Genomic DNA, 15,560 nt, shown 5'->3' with positions numbered 1-15,560 from the left:
TCAGGCTCTCAGCTCCAGCACGGTGCGCCCCACGGTGAACGGCTCCCCGGGTTCCAGACGGGCGGTGCGGCTCAGGCGCTGATCGCCCACGAAAGTTCCGTTGGTGGAGCCGAGGTCCTCGAGGAACCAGCGGGAGCCCTGCGGGAACAGGCGGGCGTGGTGCCCGGAGCAGTAGTCATCCTGCAGGGTCACGGTGCAGTCCGGGGCCCGTCCCAGCAGCACCGGGCCGTGCCCGAGGGCCGCGACCCGCCCGGCCTCCGGGCCGTCCACGATCACCAGCTGGCCCGGCAGCTGGGGGGCCGGGGGCATCTGCTGGCGGAATCCGGCGGACGCGGAGCTCTCCGCCGGGGGCGCGGCCTCGGCCGAGCGGGCGCGACGGCGACCCGGCAGAGCGGTGAAGCGCACACCCTGCCCGACGCCGAGATCCCGCCGCTGAGCCGCGAGGATCACGAAGACGAAGACCCACAGCAGGGCCAGGAACCCGAAGCGCAGCAGGGTGACGGTCAGCTCTGAGGCCATGCGGTGCCACTCCTCGGGGTCAGCAGACGGAAGACGATCGTGGTCCTGCCCATTGTAATGACGGACCCGTCCGTGAGCTCCCGTCGCCCCCGCAGCCGCTCCCCGTCCACGGTCGAGCCGTTGGTGGAGCCGAGGTCCACGGCGAGGTAGACCCCGTCCTGGTGGAGGATCTCCAGGTGGCGCCGGGAGACCCCGGTGTCCTCCACGGTGATGTCCGCCGCGGAGGAGCGGCCCAGCACGACCGACGGGGCCCGCAGGGTGAAGCGCTGCCCGTTGATGTCCAGGACCGGCTGCGGGCGCGGGGCCGCCTCCGGGCGGCGCACCGCACCGGCACCGGAGCGCCCATCGGCAGCAGCGGCGGCGGCCTGCGCGCGGGCGGCACCCCGGCGGGAGCTGGGCACCCGCGGGGCGATGCGCGAGGAGCCGGTGGGCAGGGAGCCTGCCGCGGCCGCGGCCGCGGCGGCGGGGGCTGCCTCCGCGGGGATGGGCGCCCCGGCGTCGGGGGCCTGCGGGGCGCGACGCCGGTACTGGCCCTGATCCGAGGACGCGGTGCGCGTCCCGTCCTCGCGGGGGCGCGCGGCGGCCGGGCGGGGCCGACGCCGGTCCCGGGAGGCCTCCTGCGGGTGGCGCCCGGAGCGCTCCTGCCCGGAGGTCACCACGAACTCGCCGGGACGCAGCTCGCCGGTGCGGTCCCGGGTGAAGCTCACCCGCACGGCCCCGCGCAGGGTGTAGCCCTGGGCGCGGGCGTGGCGGATCGCGACGTCGCACAGTTCCTCGGCGAGGTCCTGACCCCAGTCCTGGGCGCGGGGGAAGTCGGTCTCGGAGAACTCGATGACGAAGACGTTGGGGGCGATGGTGCGGCCCTCGGCGATCGCGTAGGCCTTGTTGTCCATCTCCGCGCGCAGGCGGCTGGCCAGGTCCACGGGCTCCAGGCGGTGCTTGGAGCCCGCGCTGAAGACTCCCCGCACGGCCTTCTCCAGGCCGCGCTCGATGTTCTCGATGACTCCCATTGAGTCCTCCTCGCTCCGGGCCGCCGTCGGGGGCGCCCTGCGCGGCGCAGGGCTCTCGCGGGCCTCGTCCCAGGATAGAGGAGACCGCGCCGCCCCGTGCCGGGACGGACCTGGGGATCCGCTGGGCGCGGGATGGTGCGGGCCGGGACGGGGGTGGCGCAGCTCATGCTCGCGCGGATTGGACAGCGCCGCCGGGAGCTGGGTACGATCAACAGCGTTGCTTTTCGCGACGACCCTCCAGGGTCGCTGCGAAGGTCCAAGCGCGAGTGGCGGAATAGGCAGACGCGCACGGTTCAGGTCCGTGTTCCTTAATCGGAGTGGGGGTTCAACTCCCCCCTCGCGCACCAGTCGGAACCGGCTGATCGCTTCGGCGATCAGCCGGTTCTTCGCGTCTGGGGACCCTTCTCGCGGTCCGGATGCGGCCTTCGTGCTCAGATGCGGGGTTCCTGCTGAGGTGCGTCCCGTCGTGCGGTATCTCAGCACGAACACGGTATCTCAGCAGAAACCCCGCATCTCACGCGGGTGGGGTGAGGTGGGGTTGACCCCCGGGGGCCGGATCAGTCGTCGGCCTCGGTGCCCTCCTCGGGGCGCTGGGCCAGCTCGGCGTCCAGACGCAGGATGCCGGAGCCGTCGTCGCCGACCAGCTTCACGCGGCCGATGATCTCGGAGACCGTGGCCTCCTCCTCGATCTGCTCGTCCACGAACCAGTTCAGCAGCGGACGGGAGTCGTAGTCGCCCTCGGCGTCGGCTTCGCGGTACAGCTCGCGGATGGACTCGGAGACCTTCTGCTCGTGGGCCAGGGCGGCCTCGAAGATCTCCAGCACGGACAGCCCGCGCTTCACGCCCGGGGCGGGGATGTCCCCGATGGCGGCGTGGTTGTCCCGGTCCGCCAGGTGGTCGATGAACTTGTTGGCGTGGACGATCTCCTCGTCCGCCTGGTGGCGCAGCCACGCGGCGATGCCGGGGAGGTCCTGCTCCTCGGCCTCGATGGCCAGCTGACGGTAGGTCAGGGAGGCCTCGAACTCCATGGTCACCTGGGCCTGGAACTTCTTCTCAAGATCTGCAGACATCTTCATGGTCCCGACGATATCCGCGAAACCGCTCCGTGTCAGCAGTGCCCAGCCTTGCCTCAGCCGCGGGTGCGGCGCACCAGAGCGACGGCGCCCACCACCACCGTGCCGGCGAGGAACCCGGCGACCATCGCGCACAGCGTCTCCACGAGCCACGTCAGCGCCCCGGCCGCAGCCCCCGCGCCGTGCACCAGGTGCTCCGCGGCGTGCACCAGCGCCATCGGTGTGTGCCAGCCCAGCTCATCCGCGCCCGTGAGCAGCAGGTGCCCGCCGACCCACAGCATCGCGAAGACCCCCACCACGGAGATCACCGTCATGACCGCGGGCATCCCCCGCACCAGCCCGGCCCCCACGCCCCGGGAGGCCGGCCCGCCGCGGCGCGACAGGGCCAGCCCGACGTCGTCGGCCTTGACCAGCAGCCCCACGACCCCGTACACGAGCACCGTGATCACCACGGCCACGATCACCAGGACCACCGCGCGGGACCAGAACCCCTCCGAAGCCACCTCGTTCAGGGAGATCACCATGATCTCCGCGCTGAGGATGAAGTCCGTGCGCACCGCCCCGGAGACCACCTGCCGCTCCGCATCGGGACCCTGGTGCGCGGCCGGCTCCTCCTGCGGGGCGTGCCCGGTCAGCTTCTCCCAGATCTTCTCCGCGCCCTCGAAGCACAGGTAGGCGCCGCCGATCATGAGCAGCGGGGTCAGCGCCCACGGGGCGAACTGGCTGAGCAGCAGCGCCAGCGGCAGGATGAACAGGATCTTGTTGCGCAGAGAGCCCTTGGTGATCTTCCAGATGATCGGCAGCTCCCGCGCGGGACTGACCCCCTGCACGTAGCGCGGAGCCACCGCGGTGTCGTCCACGACGACGCCGGCCGCTTTCGCGCTGGCCCGTCCGGCCGCCGCCGCGACGTCGTCCGTGCTGGCCGCGGCCATCTTCGCCAGCGCCGCCACGTCATCCAGCAGCGCCGCGAGCCCTCCCGCCATGACCGGGTCCGCTACTTCGCCTCGACGCGCGGGCGGACCCACACCTCGGTCAGCTGGGTGTCCGCGGGGGCGTCCAGGACGTGGCGCACCGACCGGGCCACGGTCTCCGGCTCGATCAGCCGGGCCGGGGCGGCCTTCGGGTAGTCGTCATCCCACTGCACCATCGGGGTGTCCACGGGCCCGGGGGCCACGGTCGCCACCCGCAGCCCGGTCTGCGCGGTCTCCTGCCGCAGCCCGTCGGCCAGGGCCTGGACCGCGTGCTTGGAGGCGGCGTAGGCCACGTTGTACGGGTTCACCGCCCGGGAGGCCCCGGAGCCCAGGAACACCACGGTGCCCGGCAGGGCGTCCGCCTCCACCGGGGCCGCGGCCTCGCGCAGCAGGGGCAGCAGCACCCGGGTCAGCTCCGCCGGGGCCATCACGTTGGTCTCGAGCATGTCCCGCCAGTGGGCGATGCCGGCGTCGGCCACGGTGGCGCGCGGGGCGATCGCCGCGGCGTGCACCAGGGCGTCCGCGCGCGGCAGCCGGGAGAACACCGCGTCGATGCCCTCCAGGTCCGTCAGGTCCGCGACCAGCGGCAGGATCGCCCCGGGGGCGGCCTCCGGGCGCCGGGGGCCCTGCTGGGCGCGGGCGGCCAGCTCCTCGAGGCGCTCGCGGCGGCGCCCGACGGCCACCACGAGCCGGTCCCGGGACAGGTCCAGGGCGATGCGCGAGCCGATGCCGCCGCTGGCGCCGGTCACGACGACGACGGGCAGGTCGGAGCGCTGGGTCGCGTCCTGGATGGCGTCGAGATCTGCGGAGAGGGTGCTGTGCTGCTCGGTGCTCATGGGGACAGCCTACGGGGCGAGCCGGGGGTGCGTGTCGGGTGCGCGCCGACCCCGGATGCTTCGGCAAGCTCAGTATTGTCAGGTGGTTCCCAGGTCCCTGGGGGTGCGGCCACAGGATCGGCCCCTATCGTCATCAGTACCTCATGAAGGTGCGAGTGATTGATGAGGGGCGGACCGCGAATCCGCTCCCACCGACGGCCCGGCCGCAGCGTCTCCCACGACGCGGCGTCCGGGCCGTCGGCGTCTGCGGGACCCGCTCCTGCGCGCACCCCCCGCCGCGTCCGGGAATAGAGTCCCCGCCCCGCGAGTTGATTGATCCGTAAAGCAATCGGCCGTGAGGGCCGGGACGAGGAGGAAGCCATGAAGATCGCCGTCATCGGAGCCACCGGCATGATCGGATCCCGCACGGTCGCCGAGGCCGTGCGCCGCGGCCACGTCGTGGACGCCTACAGCCGCAGCGGCCGCACCGTCGAGGGCGCGGACGCCTCCGCGGCGCTGGACCTCGCGGACACCGCCGCCGTCATCGACGTGATCGGCCGGCACGACGTCACCCTGATCGCCGCCGTCTCCGGTCGCGGCGGGGAGATGGACCAGAACGTGGCCGACCACCGGGCCCTCATCGAGGCCGCCCCCGTGGGTCGGCTCGTGGTGGTCGGCGGGGCCGGGGCCCTGCAGGCCGATGCCCAGACCCGCCTCAAGGACACCCCGGACTTCCCCGAGCAGTTCAGGACGGAGGCCCAGACCTTCTCCGACGTGCTGGACCTGTACCGCGCATCCGAGGGTCTGCACTGGAGCATGCTCGCCCCCGCGCTGATGATCGCTCCCGGGCAGCGCACCGGCAGCTACCGGACCGAGCTGGACGTGCCGGCCGGGGAGAGCATCTCCGCCGAGGACTTCGCGGTGGCCCTGGTGGACGAGGCGGAGTCCGACGCCCACGCCGGCCGCCGCTTCACCGTCGCCAACTGAGCCGCCGGGGGCCGGGGGCCCGGGTGCGGCGTCGATAGAGTGGTCGCCATGAGCACCACCGACCCCGCCCCGCAGGGTCCCGGCAGCGTCCGGCTGGACGCGTGGCTGTGGTCCGTGCGCCTGTTCAAGACCCGCTCCGCCGCGACCGCCGCCTGCCGGGCCGGGCACGTACGGCTGGACGACCAGCCGGTCAAGGCCTCCCAGCCGGTGCGCGTCGGCGACGTCGTGAAGGTCCGCCAGCCCGGCTGGGAGCGGGTCTTCGAAGTCACCCGGCTGATCGCCAAGCGCGTCGGGGCGCCCGTGGCCCGGGAATGCTACGTGGACCATTCCCCGCCCAGACCCAGCGCGCTCACCGCCCCCGTCCCGCGGCGCGAGCGCGGGGCCGGGCGGCCCACCAAGAAGGAGCGGCGCGAGCTGGATCGGCTGCGGGCTCGCTGAGCCGCGGAGGGAGCTGGCACCGCAGCGCGTCCTCCGCGAGCCGTCATCCCCGTGGCCACCGGGACCCTGCGCACGACCGCGAGGGCGGCGTGTGGCCCTCTGCCGTGCCGGGACGGCTGAGAGCTTAATCGGCGGGTCCGGGGCCGACGCCGCGCTCCGGTGTGGAGAAGAATCGCAGCCGAGACAGGATCGGCCGCACGACGAGCGCGCGGCGGTCCGTTCACGAGAAGAGAAGGGAAGGCACGAACATGATGGGCAAGCGTCGTCAGCGTCGTCAGCAGGAGCGCCGGCTGCAGCGGTTCCAGGAGGCCGCCGGAGTGCCGCAGGGGGAGGACCGCGTGGTGCCCGGGCACCCGGGTCGCAGTCTGGCCCGGGTGGCCCTCGGCGGGTTCCTGACCTTCGCCGGGGTCGGGCACCTGACGTTCTCCCGGCAGGAGTTCCAGGCGCAGGTGCCCTCCTGGATGCCGCTGGACCCGGATCTGGTGGTGCTGGGCTCCGGGGTCGTGGAGATCGCCCTGGGGCTCGGCCTGATCTCCGGGAAGAGGCCGAAGATGTTCGGGCACCTGGCCACGGGCCTGTTCATCGGGGTGTTCCCCGGCAACGTCGCGCAGTTCGTGGAGCGCAAGGACGGCTTCGGGCTGGACACGGACCGCAAGCGCGCCGCGCGCCTGCTCTTCCAGCCCGTGCTGGTGGACTGGGCCCTGTCCAGCACCCGCCAGGACTGACGCCCCGCTGAGATACCGGGTTCGTGCTGAGATACCGCACGGCGGGACGCATCTGAAGCACGATCTCCGCATCTCAGCACGAAACCCGACCCGGCCCCCGCCCTCGGTGGGCGGGGACTGCTGCCTGAGCCTCAGGGGACCCGGTGGGTCCACTCCTCGGTGCCGAACTTCTCCTCCACCAGGCGGCGCCCGGCGTCGAGCTCCTCCTGGCTCAGCTGACCGTCGGCGGCACCCGTGCGGGCGCGGAACACCCGCGTCATCGCCGCGATGATGCCCTCCCGGGACTCCCCGGTCTGCCGGCGCAGCGGGTCCACTCGCTTCTTGGCGCTGCGGATGCCCTTGTCGGAGATCTTCGCCTGCCCGACCCGCAGCACCTCCATCATCTTGTCCGCGTCGATGTCGTAGGACATGGTCACGTGGTGCAGGATCGCGCCCGGCACCCGCTTCTGGGCTGCTCCGCCGATCTTCCCGCCGGTGGAGGTGATGTCGTTGATCGGCTTGTACCAGGCCTGCACCCCCAGCTCCCCGAGGGCCTGCAGCACCCACTGATCCAGGAAGGCGTAGGACTGCTCGTAGCTCAGCCCCGCCACCAGGGAATCCGGGGCGTACAGCGAGTAGGTGACGCAGTTGCCGCCCTCCATGAACATCGCCCCGCCCCCGGAGATCCGGCGCACGACGTCGATCCCGTGCTCGGCCACCCCTTCCGGGTGCAGCTCGTTGGCGTAGGACTGGTAGGAGCCGATCACGGTCGCCTTGTCCTCCCAGTCCCAGAACCTCAGCGTCGGCCCGCGCCGCCCGGCCTGCACCTGCTCCAGCAGGTGCTGATCCAGGGCCACGTTCAGCGCCGTCGGCAGGGTCCCCGGGCGCAGGATCTCCCAGGAGAAGTCGGAGAAGTCCTGCGCCTCGGTCACCGCCCGGCGCACCGTGAGGGCGACGTCGGCGGTGGAGAAGCCGTGCAGGTGCAGCTCCTGCCCGAAGGGCGCCAGCGCCGCATCCAGCCGCGCGGTCAGGGCCGCGCCGTCCTCGTGCACGGAGGCGCCGACCAGGGCGGGGGCCAGACTCTCGAAGGCCTCCTCCGGCTCCAGGAAGAAGTCCCCGGAGATGGTCGCGGCCGTGATGCGCTCGGCGTCGGTGGTCACGTCCGCGACGACGAGCTTGCCGCCGGGGACCTTGATCTCAGCATGGTGTCCGCTCATATCCTCCAGCCTAGGACCGCCCGGGTCCCTCCGCCCGACCCGATCCCGCTTCCGGCGGATACGACCAGGACCGCGGAACCCGCCGGACCCGTCCGCGCAGACCGAAGACCGCCGGCTCGCGGGCCGCCAGGCGCGCTCGCGCCCGGTCCGCGCCTCGCCCCGGTGGAGGTCCTCCTGGCACGTGCCCGTGGGGCTGTTCGTCCTGGCGCTGTCCGTGCTCGGCGTCGTCGCCGGCACGCTGGTGGGCCGGATGCCGTGGGAGACGCCCAGCAGCGCCACGGCCCAGTTCCGCTCCGCGCAGACCTACCGGCTGGAGTCCGGGCATACCTACGACATCTACAGCAAGGTGCTGCTGCTGGAGGACGCCTGCACCGTGACCCCGCAGGGCGGAACCGGAGCGGTGCTGCGCCAGGACCTGGACCTGGACAGCGCCGTGGTGCAGGACGAAGCCCTCTGGGTGCCGGTGCTCACCTTCCGGGTGAGCGCGGCCGGGGAGTATCGGCTCTCCTGCGAGGCCGGGCACCCCATGCTGCTGGCCGATCCCCAGCAGATCCCGGATCAGCACCGGCAGAACACCGCGGTGATGGGTGAGAACGACGCGGACGTCGCCGTCCTCCTGGGGGCCTTCCTCGGCCTGCCGCTGGGGGCGGTGCTGTGCGGGGTCGGCTCCGCGCGACGTCGACGCCGCCCCGGGGAGGGCCGGCAGAAGACGGGCCGGAACCTCACCGTGCTGGGCGGGGCCATGATCCTCACCGCGATCGGGCTGGCGATGCTCACCCCCTCGGCGGGGATCCCCGGCGGGCAGAGCTTCTCAGGGTCCCGCGAGATCACCCTGCCCGCGGATGCCGAGATCAGCATCTACCGGGCCGAATGGATGTCCGGACCGTATCCGCAGAAGTGCACCGTGGAGGCGGTGGAGGCGGGCGGGGACGGCCGGGTGCGCCCGCTGCCCCTGGACACCGCCAGCACCGGGTGGGACGGGGAGGCCCTGCTGCGTCCCGTCGCGACGGTGCGCACCGGTGAGGCCGGGACGTACCGGGTCTCCTGCCCGGACGGCAAGAAGGCGACGGCGGCCGGGCCGCACCGGATGTGGACCGCGGACCACGGCATCGCCCCCGGGGTCTTCGGTGAGACGGCGGCCGTGCTGCTCCTGCCCGCCCTGCTCCTGCTGATCCTCGGGCCCATCCTGTGGATCGTGGGGCACCGTCGGATGACCGGGAAGGGGCGGTGGAGATGGGTATGAGACTCAGGGCCCTCATCGCCCTGCTGCTGGCCGCGCTGATCCTGGCCCTGGGCGGCTGCGGCGGGGAGCCCGGTGATCTGCCCCAGCGGCCGCCCGGCGGCAACGTGCTGGACCAGCCGAACGTGCTCTCCGCAGCGGACCTGCGGGAGTTGAACCGGCTCATCGAAGACGGCAACCGCACCACGGACCGGGTGCGGGTCGCCGTCGCCATCGTGGAGAAGTCCAGCGGCGACTGGGAGCAGTGGACTCGGGAGCTGGCCACCCGCTGGGCCGTGGGTGATGCCGGCAGGGACAACGGCGTGCTGATCGCCGTGGACATGGACCGGCGCAAGACGCGCATCGAGGTGGCCGACGGTGCCCGCGAGATCCTCCCGGATCGGGCGGCCGAGGAGCTGCTGGACGACGTCCTGGGCCCCGGCCTGAAGGAGGAGCGCTACCGGCAGGCCCTGTCCTCCACGATCCAGCAGATCTACCGCCGGGCCGACGGCTCGCCGATCCCGTACCCCCGCAGCACCGCCGCCTCCGTCGTGGTCGGCGTGATGGCCTTCGGCACCGGCGGGATGCTCGCGGCGATCCTGATCTGGCCGATCGTCGTGCTCACGCGCCGGTACCGCAACCCGGCCCGCCGCACCCCGGACGGCGGCCAGACCGCGATGGCGGAGATGGACCGCTTCGAGCGGGAGCACCCGGGGGTGCGGGTCTCGCGCACCACGCGCCAGGCCTACCCGGGATACCGCACGTACTACATCGACATGCCGAGGCCGGGGGATCAGGATTCCGTCGATCCCACCGTGCGGACCATCTGGGTCGCGACCTTCCCCGCCTGGCTGGCCCTGTACCAGCAGGTGCCCCGGCTCTACAGCGGTTCGGGCCGTCCGGCCTGGGGATCCTCCTGGACCCCCGCGTACGGGTCCTACGCGGGTTCCTCCTCCGGCGGCGGCTCCTCCTTCGGCGGGGGCGGCGGGTTCTCCGGCGGCGGGGCCAGCGGCAGCTTCTGATCTCTCCCGACGCCGGGCAGTCCGAGCCAGCCCAGGTGCCGCGCGGCTCCTAGACTGATCCGGTGATCTTCCGCCGCCAGCCTCCGCAGCACCCCGACGCCGTCTCCGCCGCAGGCGCTGCCCCGAGCGCCCCGCCGGGGTCCGTCGCCGCGGACCCCCGTTCCCTGAACCGCCAGATCCTCGCCCTGGCGGTGCCGGCCTTCGGCGCGCTGATCGCCGAGCCGCTGTTCGTGCTCGCGGACACCTCCATCGTCGGGCACCTGGGCACCCCGCAGCTGGCGGGCCTGGCCGCGGCCTCCCAGGTGGTCACCACCGTCGTCGGGCTGATGGTTTTTCTCTCCTATTCCACGACCCCCGCGGTGGCCCGGGCCTACGGGCGCGGGGACCTGGCGGGGGCCTACCGCAAGGGCGGGGACGGGCTGTGGACGGCGGCCGGGCTCGGCGTCGTGCTGGCCGTGCTGGGCTGGAGCTTCGCCCGGCCGCTGCTGGCCGCGGTGGGCGCGCACGGGCCCACCCTGGAGCACGCGGTGGCCTACCTGCGCTGGTCCATGCCCGGCCTGCCCGCGATGCTCGTGGTCCTGGCGGCCCTGGGCATCCTGCGGGGCCTGCAGGACACCCGGACCCCACTGTACGTCGCGGCGGTGGGGGCCGCGGCGAACGTCGGGATCAACTGGGTGCTGGTCTACCCGCTGGGGATGGGCATCGCCGGCTCCGCGCTGGGCACCTCCCTGGTGCAGTGGGGCATGGCCGCGGTGTACCTGGTGATGATCGTGGGCGGGGCCCGCCGGCACGGCGTGGCGCTGACGACGACGCCGCGGCGCCTCGGGGCGATCCTGTCCGTGGGGTCCTGGCTGATGCTGCGCACCCTGTGCATGCGGATCGCGATCCTCGCGACGGTGGTGGTCGCGACCCGCCAGGGGGAGACCAATCTCGCCGCGTATCAGCTGACGATGTCCGTGTTCAGCTTCCTGGCCTTCGGTCTGGACGCCCTGGCGATCGCCGCGCAGGCCATGCTCGGCAAGGAGATGGGCGCCCGGGACGTGCGACGGGCCGAGGACCGAGCGCAGGTGAGGCACCTGATGGACCGGCTGATCCGCTGGTCCCTGGGCTTCGGGGTGGTGACCGGGCTGCTGTGCCCGCTGATCGGGTGGGCGCTGGGCCCGGCGTTCACGCAGGACCCGCAGGTGCGGGGGCTGTTCCTGCTGGCGATGCTGGTGGTCGCGGTGGGTCAGCCGCTGGCGGCCTACGTGTTCATCCTCGACGGCGTGCTGATCGGCGCGGAGGATGTCCGGTATCTGGCCGTGGCCTCGCTGATCGCGCTGCTCGGGTACCTGCCCGGGCTGCTGGCGGTGGGGTGGGCCTCCGGTCCGAGCGGCACCGGTGCGGGGCCGGATCCCGCTGGATTCGTGTGGCTCTGGGCGGCATATGCCGGGCTGTTCATGGGTCTGCGCGGGCTGACCCTGGGTCTGCGCGCCCGCCGCGACGTCTGGATCCGCACCTGACCAGCCTCCCTCTTCCCTCCCGCAGAACTGGAGATGCGTGACATTCCTGGGCGTGCAGCACCCCGGAATGTCACGCATCTCCCGTTGTGTGTAACGGTGCGGTGAGCAGGGGCGGCCAAGGGCGAGGTAAGGCTATACTGAGTCCGCCCGCCTGGGCCCCCGACGTCGTGCCGCCGTCCATCGGCGTGCCCCGCGGAGACGCGGCGAGCGAGTTCACATCCGCTCTTCCCCCGAGGATCGTCGCGTCCATGTTCATCGCCAATCTGCTCATCGCCCTGCGCGAGGGCTTCGAGGCCAGCCTCGTCGTCGGCATCCTGGTGGCCTACCTGGTCAAGGCCGGGCGCCGGGACGTGCTGCCCAAGCTGTGGGCGGGCATCGGCCTGGCCGTGCTGCTGCCGCTGGGGGTGGGCGCCCTGCTCACCTGGGGCCCCAAGACCCTGACCTTCCAGGCCCAGGAGATCATCGGCGGCGGGCTGTCCCTGGTGGCCGCGGCCCTGGTCACCACCATGATCTTCTGGATGGGCCGCAACGCCCGCGCCATGAAGCACGAGCTGGAGAGCTCGATGGCGGGTTCCCTCGCCAAGGACGCCAAAGGCTGGGGCGTCGTCTGGATCGCCGTGCTGGCGGTGGGCCGCGAGGGCGTGGAGACCGCCTTGTTCATCTGGGCCACGGTGCGCTCCTCGATCGAGCAGAACGCCTTCCTGACCACCGCCGGGGTGATCACCGGGCTGGTGCTGGCCGTGATCCTGGGCTGGGTGGTCTTCCGTAGCACCCGCCGGATCAACATGCACCGCTTCTTCTCCTGGACCGGGTTGTTCCTGATCTTCGTGGTCGCCGGCATCGTCTCCTACGGGATCGGCGACCTGCAGGAGGCCGGGGTGCTGCCCGGGGTCTTCCACCACGCCTGGGACCTCAGCACCTGGCTGCCGGAGAACTCCTCCCCGCTGTTCTGGCTCTACGTGCTGCTGCAGGCCATGTTCCAGGTGAACCTGCAGCCCACGGTCCTGCAGGTCATCGGCTGGTGGCTGTACCTGGTCCCCGTGCTGTTCTTCTTCCTGCGCCAGGTCCGCGGCAGCGCCCCGCGGCCCGCGGCCCACCCCGTCGAATCCGTCCGTCCCGTCGAATCCCGGAGGAACCCATGAGAATCACCCGCCCCCTGAGCGCCGCCGCCGCCGTGCTGCTGGCCGTCACGATGGCCGGCTGCACCGACAACCCCCAGAACTCCGCCTCCTCGGACTCCAGCGCCGGCGGGGGCTCCGGGGACACCCAGACCGTCAAGGTCACCATCACGGACGACACCTGCCAGGTGGAGCCCGCCGAGGTGAAGTCCGGGAAGGTGAAGTTCGAGATCACCAACCAGGGCACCAAGCCCAATGAGCTGGAGGTCCTGGCGGAGAACAAGCTGCAGATCGAGTCCGAGCAGGAGAACGTCGGCCCCGGCACCACCGCCCAGCTCACCACCGCCCTGGAGCAGGGCACCTACTACACCGCGTGCAAGCTCAACATGGTCGGGGACTTCGTGGGGCTGAGCCAGTTCACGGTGACCCAGGGCGAGAAGGTGGAGATCGGCGACGACACGAAGGCCGCCGAGGACAAGGCCATCGCCAACTACACCAGCTACACCAAGGACCAGGTCGGTCAGCTGCTGACCGCCACCCAGGAGTTCACGCAGGCCTACACCTCCGGGGACACCGAGCGCGCCAAGCAGCTGTACCCGCTGGCCCGCCAGCACTACGAGCGGATCGAGCCCACCGCGGAGTCCTTCGGCATCAAGGAGGCCGGGGACCTGGACACCGCGATGGACGCCCGCGTGCAGGACCTCGCCGCAGACGCGGACAAGAAGGTCACCGACCCCGAGGTGCTCAAGGACTGGACCGGGTGGCACCGGATCGAGGCGGACCTGTTCACCGAGGACGGCTCGCCCTTCACGTTCGCCTCCGCGGCGGACCGGAAGAAGGCCGCCGACCAGCTGGATGAGGACACCCAGAAGCTCTACGACCTCGTCTACGGGAAGGTGGACGGGGCCAGCGGCAAGTTCCAGCTGAAGCTCTCCGACGTCGTCGACGGCGCCTCCTCCCTGATGGAGGAGGTCGCCAAGTCCAAGATCGTGGGGGAGGAGGAGACCTTCTCCCACACGGACATGTACGACTTCAAGGCCAACGTGGAGGGCGCGAAGGTCGCCTACGGCAACGTGCAGGACCTGGTGAAGAAGCAGGACGCGGACCTGGACCGCAAGATCGCCGAGAGCTTCGAGAAGGTCGACGGGCTGATCGACGCGCAGAAGGACGGCGAGGTGGACGGGCAGGCCACGTACAAGCCCTACGACCAGATCGCCGCGGTGCAGAAGGATGCCGGGGAGGCCCCCTCGGACAAGGACTACACGAAGGTCCAGCGGGAGTTCTCCGACGCCGTCAACGCCCTGAGCGAGCCGCTGTCCCAGGTCGCCGGCACCGTCCTGCACTAGTCCCCGACCCGCCCACCGGTGCCCAGCGTCGGCGCTGCCCCTCGGGCGCCCGGCGCCGCGCACGCCCACCGTCCCGCACCCCACCGACCGCACCCCGAGGAGGGATCGACCACGAACCGCCGCACCGAGGAACCGCAGGAGCACCGCACCGGTACCCCCGCATCGTCCGCCCCCTGGGCGGATCCCGACGCCGGGACGGCCGCCGCTTCGTCCGGATCCGCCGGGGATCCCGCCGCCGGGGACCCTGCTGCGGGGGACGACGCCGCGGCGACCGGCGGGCGCACCCGCGGGTTCACCCGGCGTCGGCTGGTGGCCGGGGCGGGGATCGCCGGGGCCCTGGGCATCGCCGGCTTCGGCGGGGGCGCCCTCGGGCACCACCTGGGTCGGGAGCAGGCGGCCCGGGAAGCCCCCACGCAGCTGACCTACCCGTTCCGCGGCCAGCATCAGCAGGGCATCACCACTCCTGCGCAGGACAACATGTACATCGCCGCCTACGATGTCAGCACCACCGACGTCGCGGAGCTGAAGGACCTGCTGGCCCGCTGGACCGTGGCCGCGGAGCAGATGTGCGCCGGGGAGCTGGTCGGCGGGGAGCCGGACGCCAACCCCAACAAGCCGCCCGCGGACACGGGTGAGGCATGGGGGTATCCGCCGGCGGGGCTGAGCATCACCTTCGGCTTCGGTCGCAGCCTGTTCCAGGACGCCGACGGGAAGGACCGCTTCGGGCTGAAGGCCAAGATGCCCGGCGTCCTGGCTGACGGCGTGCCCCGGTTCGCCGACGAGAACCTGCGCGCGGCCTCCAGCGACGGGGACCTCGTCGTCCAGGCCTGCTCCAACGACCCCCAGGTCTGCGTGCACGCGATCCGGAACCTGACCCGGATGGCCTTCGGCACCGCGGTGCTGCGGTGGGGGCAGATCGGCTACGGCCGCACCTCCTCCACCTCCGCGGATCAGGAGACCCCGCGCAACCTCTTCGGCTTCAAGGACGGCACCGCCAACATCAAATCCCAGGACGGCGATGACGTGCTGGAGAAGGAGGTGTGGGTCCAGGACGGCGACGACGCAGCGGCGGACTGGATGGTGGGCGGCAGCTACCTGGCCGCCCGCAAGATCCACATGTACCTGGAGGTCTGGGACCGGGTGCGCCTGTCCGAGCAGGAGCAGGTCATCGGGCGGGATAAGCGCTACGGCGCCCCGCTGTCCGTGGCCGACCCCAGCGCGGAGCACGAGTTCGACGCCCTGGATCTGTCCGCCCGGAAGGACGGGGAGCTGGCGATCCCGAAGGACGCGCACGTGGCCGTCGTCGCCCCGGAGAACAACGGCGGGCACCGGATGCTGCGCCGGGGATACAACTACACGGACGGCAACGATTCCCTGGGCCGGCTGGATGCGGGCCTGTTCTTCATCGCCTTCGCCCGGGACCCCCGCGCCGGATTCTTCCCGATCCTGCGGAAGATGACGGAGAAGGATGCGCTGACCGAGTACCTGCAGCACGTGGGCTCCGCCCTGTTCGCGGTGCCCCCGGGGGTGGCCGAGGGGGACACGATGGTCGGGCAGCGCCTGTTCGAGTAGCCTCCCCTGGTCCGGGTGCCGGCGGGGGTCACTCCCGAGATCCGCCG

General features: G+C 72.2%; 15 protein-coding genes and 1 tRNA gene. 10 read left to right on the top strand and 6 right to left on the bottom strand.

Features of this window, described 5'->3' with window-relative positions; all coding sequences use genetic code 11:
• Together NQ707_RS07705 and NQ707_RS07700 are read right to left on the bottom strand one after the other, a co-directional pair.
• On the bottom strand, window positions 1-519 hold the full coding sequence (locus NQ707_RS07705) for an FHA domain-containing protein (RefSeq protein WP_064725861.1): 519 nt from the start codon (window positions 517-519) through the stop codon (window positions 1-3).
• On the bottom strand, window positions 504-1,529 hold the full coding sequence (locus NQ707_RS07700; protein WP_404435324.1) for an FhaA domain-containing protein: 1,026 nt from the start codon (window positions 1,527-1,529) through the stop codon (window positions 504-506). The genes NQ707_RS07705 and NQ707_RS07700 overlap by 16 nt, the downstream gene beginning before the upstream one ends.
• A gap of 260 nt (window positions 1,530-1,789) precedes the next feature.
• Here NQ707_RS07700 and NQ707_RS07695 point away from each other — a divergent pair.
• Window positions 1,790-1,876, top strand: a tRNA-Leu gene (locus NQ707_RS07695).
• 210 nt (window positions 1,877-2,086) lie between these two features.
• Here NQ707_RS07695 and NQ707_RS07690 read toward each other — a convergent pair.
• Genes NQ707_RS07690 through NQ707_RS07680 form a run of 3 tightly spaced genes read right to left on the bottom strand, consistent with a single transcriptional unit; the run spans window position 2,087 to window position 4,409 of the window.
• On the bottom strand, window positions 2,087-2,605 hold the full coding sequence (locus NQ707_RS07690; RefSeq protein ID WP_061225192.1) for a ferritin: 519 nt from the start codon (window positions 2,603-2,605) through the stop codon (window positions 2,087-2,089).
• Between the two features lie 53 nt (window positions 2,606-2,658).
• Window positions 2,659-3,585, bottom strand: coding sequence for a DUF808 domain-containing protein (locus NQ707_RS07685; protein WP_404435320.1), 927 nt, complete (start codon window positions 3,583-3,585; stop codon window positions 2,659-2,661).
• Window positions 3,586-3,596: 11 nt separating this feature from the next.
• On the bottom strand, window positions 3,597-4,409 hold the full coding sequence (locus tag NQ707_RS07680; protein WP_058731034.1) for an SDR family NAD(P)-dependent oxidoreductase: 813 nt from the start codon (window positions 4,407-4,409) through the stop codon (window positions 3,597-3,599).
• Between the two features lie 360 nt (window positions 4,410-4,769).
• Between NQ707_RS07680 and NQ707_RS07675 the strand changes: the two genes are divergently transcribed.
• The 3 genes from NQ707_RS07675 (at window position 4,770) to NQ707_RS07665 (ending at window position 6,538) form a co-directional block, all read left to right on the top strand.
• Entirely contained in the window at window positions 4,770-5,375 is a 606-nt protein-coding gene (locus tag NQ707_RS07675) for an NAD(P)-dependent oxidoreductase (RefSeq protein ID WP_404435318.1), read from the top strand.
• A gap of 48 nt (window positions 5,376-5,423) precedes the next feature.
• A complete protein-coding gene (locus tag NQ707_RS07670) occupies window positions 5,424-5,813 on the top strand; it encodes an RNA-binding S4 domain-containing protein (protein WP_058731036.1) in 390 nt (129 codons plus the stop codon).
• Window positions 5,814-6,061: 248 nt separating this feature from the next.
• Window positions 6,062-6,538 (top strand): DoxX family membrane protein, encoded by a 477-nt coding sequence (locus NQ707_RS07665; RefSeq protein WP_242650361.1) that lies wholly within the window; start codon window positions 6,062-6,064, stop codon window positions 6,536-6,538.
• A gap of 131 nt (window positions 6,539-6,669) precedes the next feature.
• Here the strand turns inward: NQ707_RS07665 and NQ707_RS07660 are convergent, their stop codons facing one another.
• Entirely contained in the window at window positions 6,670-7,734 is a 1,065-nt protein-coding gene (locus tag NQ707_RS07660; RefSeq protein ID WP_058731037.1) for a biotin/lipoate A/B protein ligase family protein, read from the bottom strand.
• Window positions 7,735-7,915: 181 nt separating this feature from the next.
• Here NQ707_RS07660 and NQ707_RS07655 point away from each other — a divergent pair, with 181 nt between their 5' ends.
• The 6 genes from NQ707_RS07655 (at window position 7,916) to efeB (ending at window position 15,513) form a co-directional block, all read left to right on the top strand.
• Entirely contained in the window at window positions 7,916-8,977 is a 1,062-nt protein-coding gene (locus NQ707_RS07655) for a hypothetical protein (RefSeq protein ID WP_100463399.1), read from the top strand.
• Window positions 8,974-9,975 carry a YgcG family protein gene (locus NQ707_RS07650; protein WP_166637410.1) on the top strand — a complete coding sequence of 334 codons (1,002 nt, stop codon included), beginning with the start codon at window positions 8,974-8,976 and terminating at the stop codon, window positions 9,973-9,975. The genes NQ707_RS07655 and NQ707_RS07650 overlap by 4 nt, the downstream gene beginning before the upstream one ends.
• A gap of 62 nt (window positions 9,976-10,037) precedes the next feature.
• Window positions 10,038-11,477 (top strand): MATE family efflux transporter, encoded by a 1,440-nt coding sequence (locus tag NQ707_RS07645; RefSeq protein ID WP_404435314.1) that lies wholly within the window; start codon window positions 10,038-10,040, stop codon window positions 11,475-11,477.
• A 248-nt stretch (window positions 11,478-11,725) separates the two neighbouring features.
• Window positions 11,726-12,619 (top strand): iron uptake transporter permease EfeU, encoded by an 894-nt coding sequence (gene efeU / locus NQ707_RS07640; protein WP_100463396.1) that lies wholly within the window; start codon window positions 11,726-11,728, stop codon window positions 12,617-12,619.
• Complete coding sequence (gene efeO / locus NQ707_RS07635; protein ID WP_404435312.1) at window positions 12,616-13,941, top strand: iron uptake system protein EfeO; 1,326 nt, start codon at window positions 12,616-12,618, stop codon at window positions 13,939-13,941. Before efeU ends, efeO begins: the two co-directional genes overlap by 4 nt.
• Window positions 13,942-13,959: 18 nt before the next feature.
• Window positions 13,960-15,513, top strand: a complete 1,554-nt coding sequence (efeB, locus tag NQ707_RS07630; RefSeq protein WP_404435311.1) for an iron uptake transporter deferrochelatase/peroxidase subunit — start codon at window positions 13,960-13,962, stop codon at window positions 15,511-15,513.
• Window positions 15,514-15,560: the final 47 nt, after the last annotated feature.

It is taken from the genome of Rothia sp. BD8, from assembly GCF_044878465.1.
GTDB lineage: Bacteria > Actinomycetota > Actinomycetes > Actinomycetales > Micrococcaceae > Rothia > Rothia kristinae.
This window is presented reverse-complemented; position numbering and strand designations above follow the sequence as displayed.

Bases quoted from the DNA above. Each gene is read 5' to 3' on its own strand.
- NQ707_RS07705 (WP_064725861.1), bottom strand. From the start codon at position 519: ATGGCCTCAGAGCTGACCGTCACCCTGCTGCGCTTCGGGTTCCTGGCC.
- NQ707_RS07700 (WP_404435324.1), bottom strand. From the start codon at position 1,529: ATGGGAGTCATCGAGAACATCGAGCGCGGCCTGGAGAAGGCCGTGCGG.
- NQ707_RS07690 (WP_061225192.1), bottom strand. From the start codon at position 2,605: ATGAAGATGTCTGCAGATCTTGAGAAGAAGTTCCAGGCCCAGGTGACC.
- NQ707_RS07685 (WP_404435320.1), bottom strand. From the start codon at position 3,585: ATGGCGGGAGGGCTCGCGGCGCTGCTGGATGACGTGGCGGCGCTGGCG.
- NQ707_RS07680 (WP_058731034.1), bottom strand. From the start codon at position 4,409: ATGAGCACCGAGCAGCACAGCACCCTCTCCGCAGATCTCGACGCCATC.
- NQ707_RS07675 (WP_404435318.1), top strand. From the start codon at position 4,770: ATGAAGATCGCCGTCATCGGAGCCACCGGCATGATCGGATCCCGCACG.
- NQ707_RS07670 (WP_058731036.1), top strand. From the start codon at position 5,424: ATGAGCACCACCGACCCCGCCCCGCAGGGTCCCGGCAGCGTCCGGCTG.
- NQ707_RS07665 (WP_242650361.1), top strand. From the start codon at position 6,062: ATGATGGGCAAGCGTCGTCAGCGTCGTCAGCAGGAGCGCCGGCTGCAG.
- NQ707_RS07660 (WP_058731037.1), bottom strand. From the start codon at position 7,734: ATGAGCGGACACCATGCTGAGATCAAGGTCCCCGGCGGCAAGCTCGTC.
- NQ707_RS07650 (WP_166637410.1), top strand. From the start codon at position 8,974: ATGAGACTCAGGGCCCTCATCGCCCTGCTGCTGGCCGCGCTGATCCTG.
- efeU (WP_100463396.1), top strand. From the start codon at position 11,726: ATGTTCATCGCCAATCTGCTCATCGCCCTGCGCGAGGGCTTCGAGGCC.
- efeO (WP_404435312.1), top strand. From the start codon at position 12,616: ATGAGAATCACCCGCCCCCTGAGCGCCGCCGCCGCCGTGCTGCTGGCC.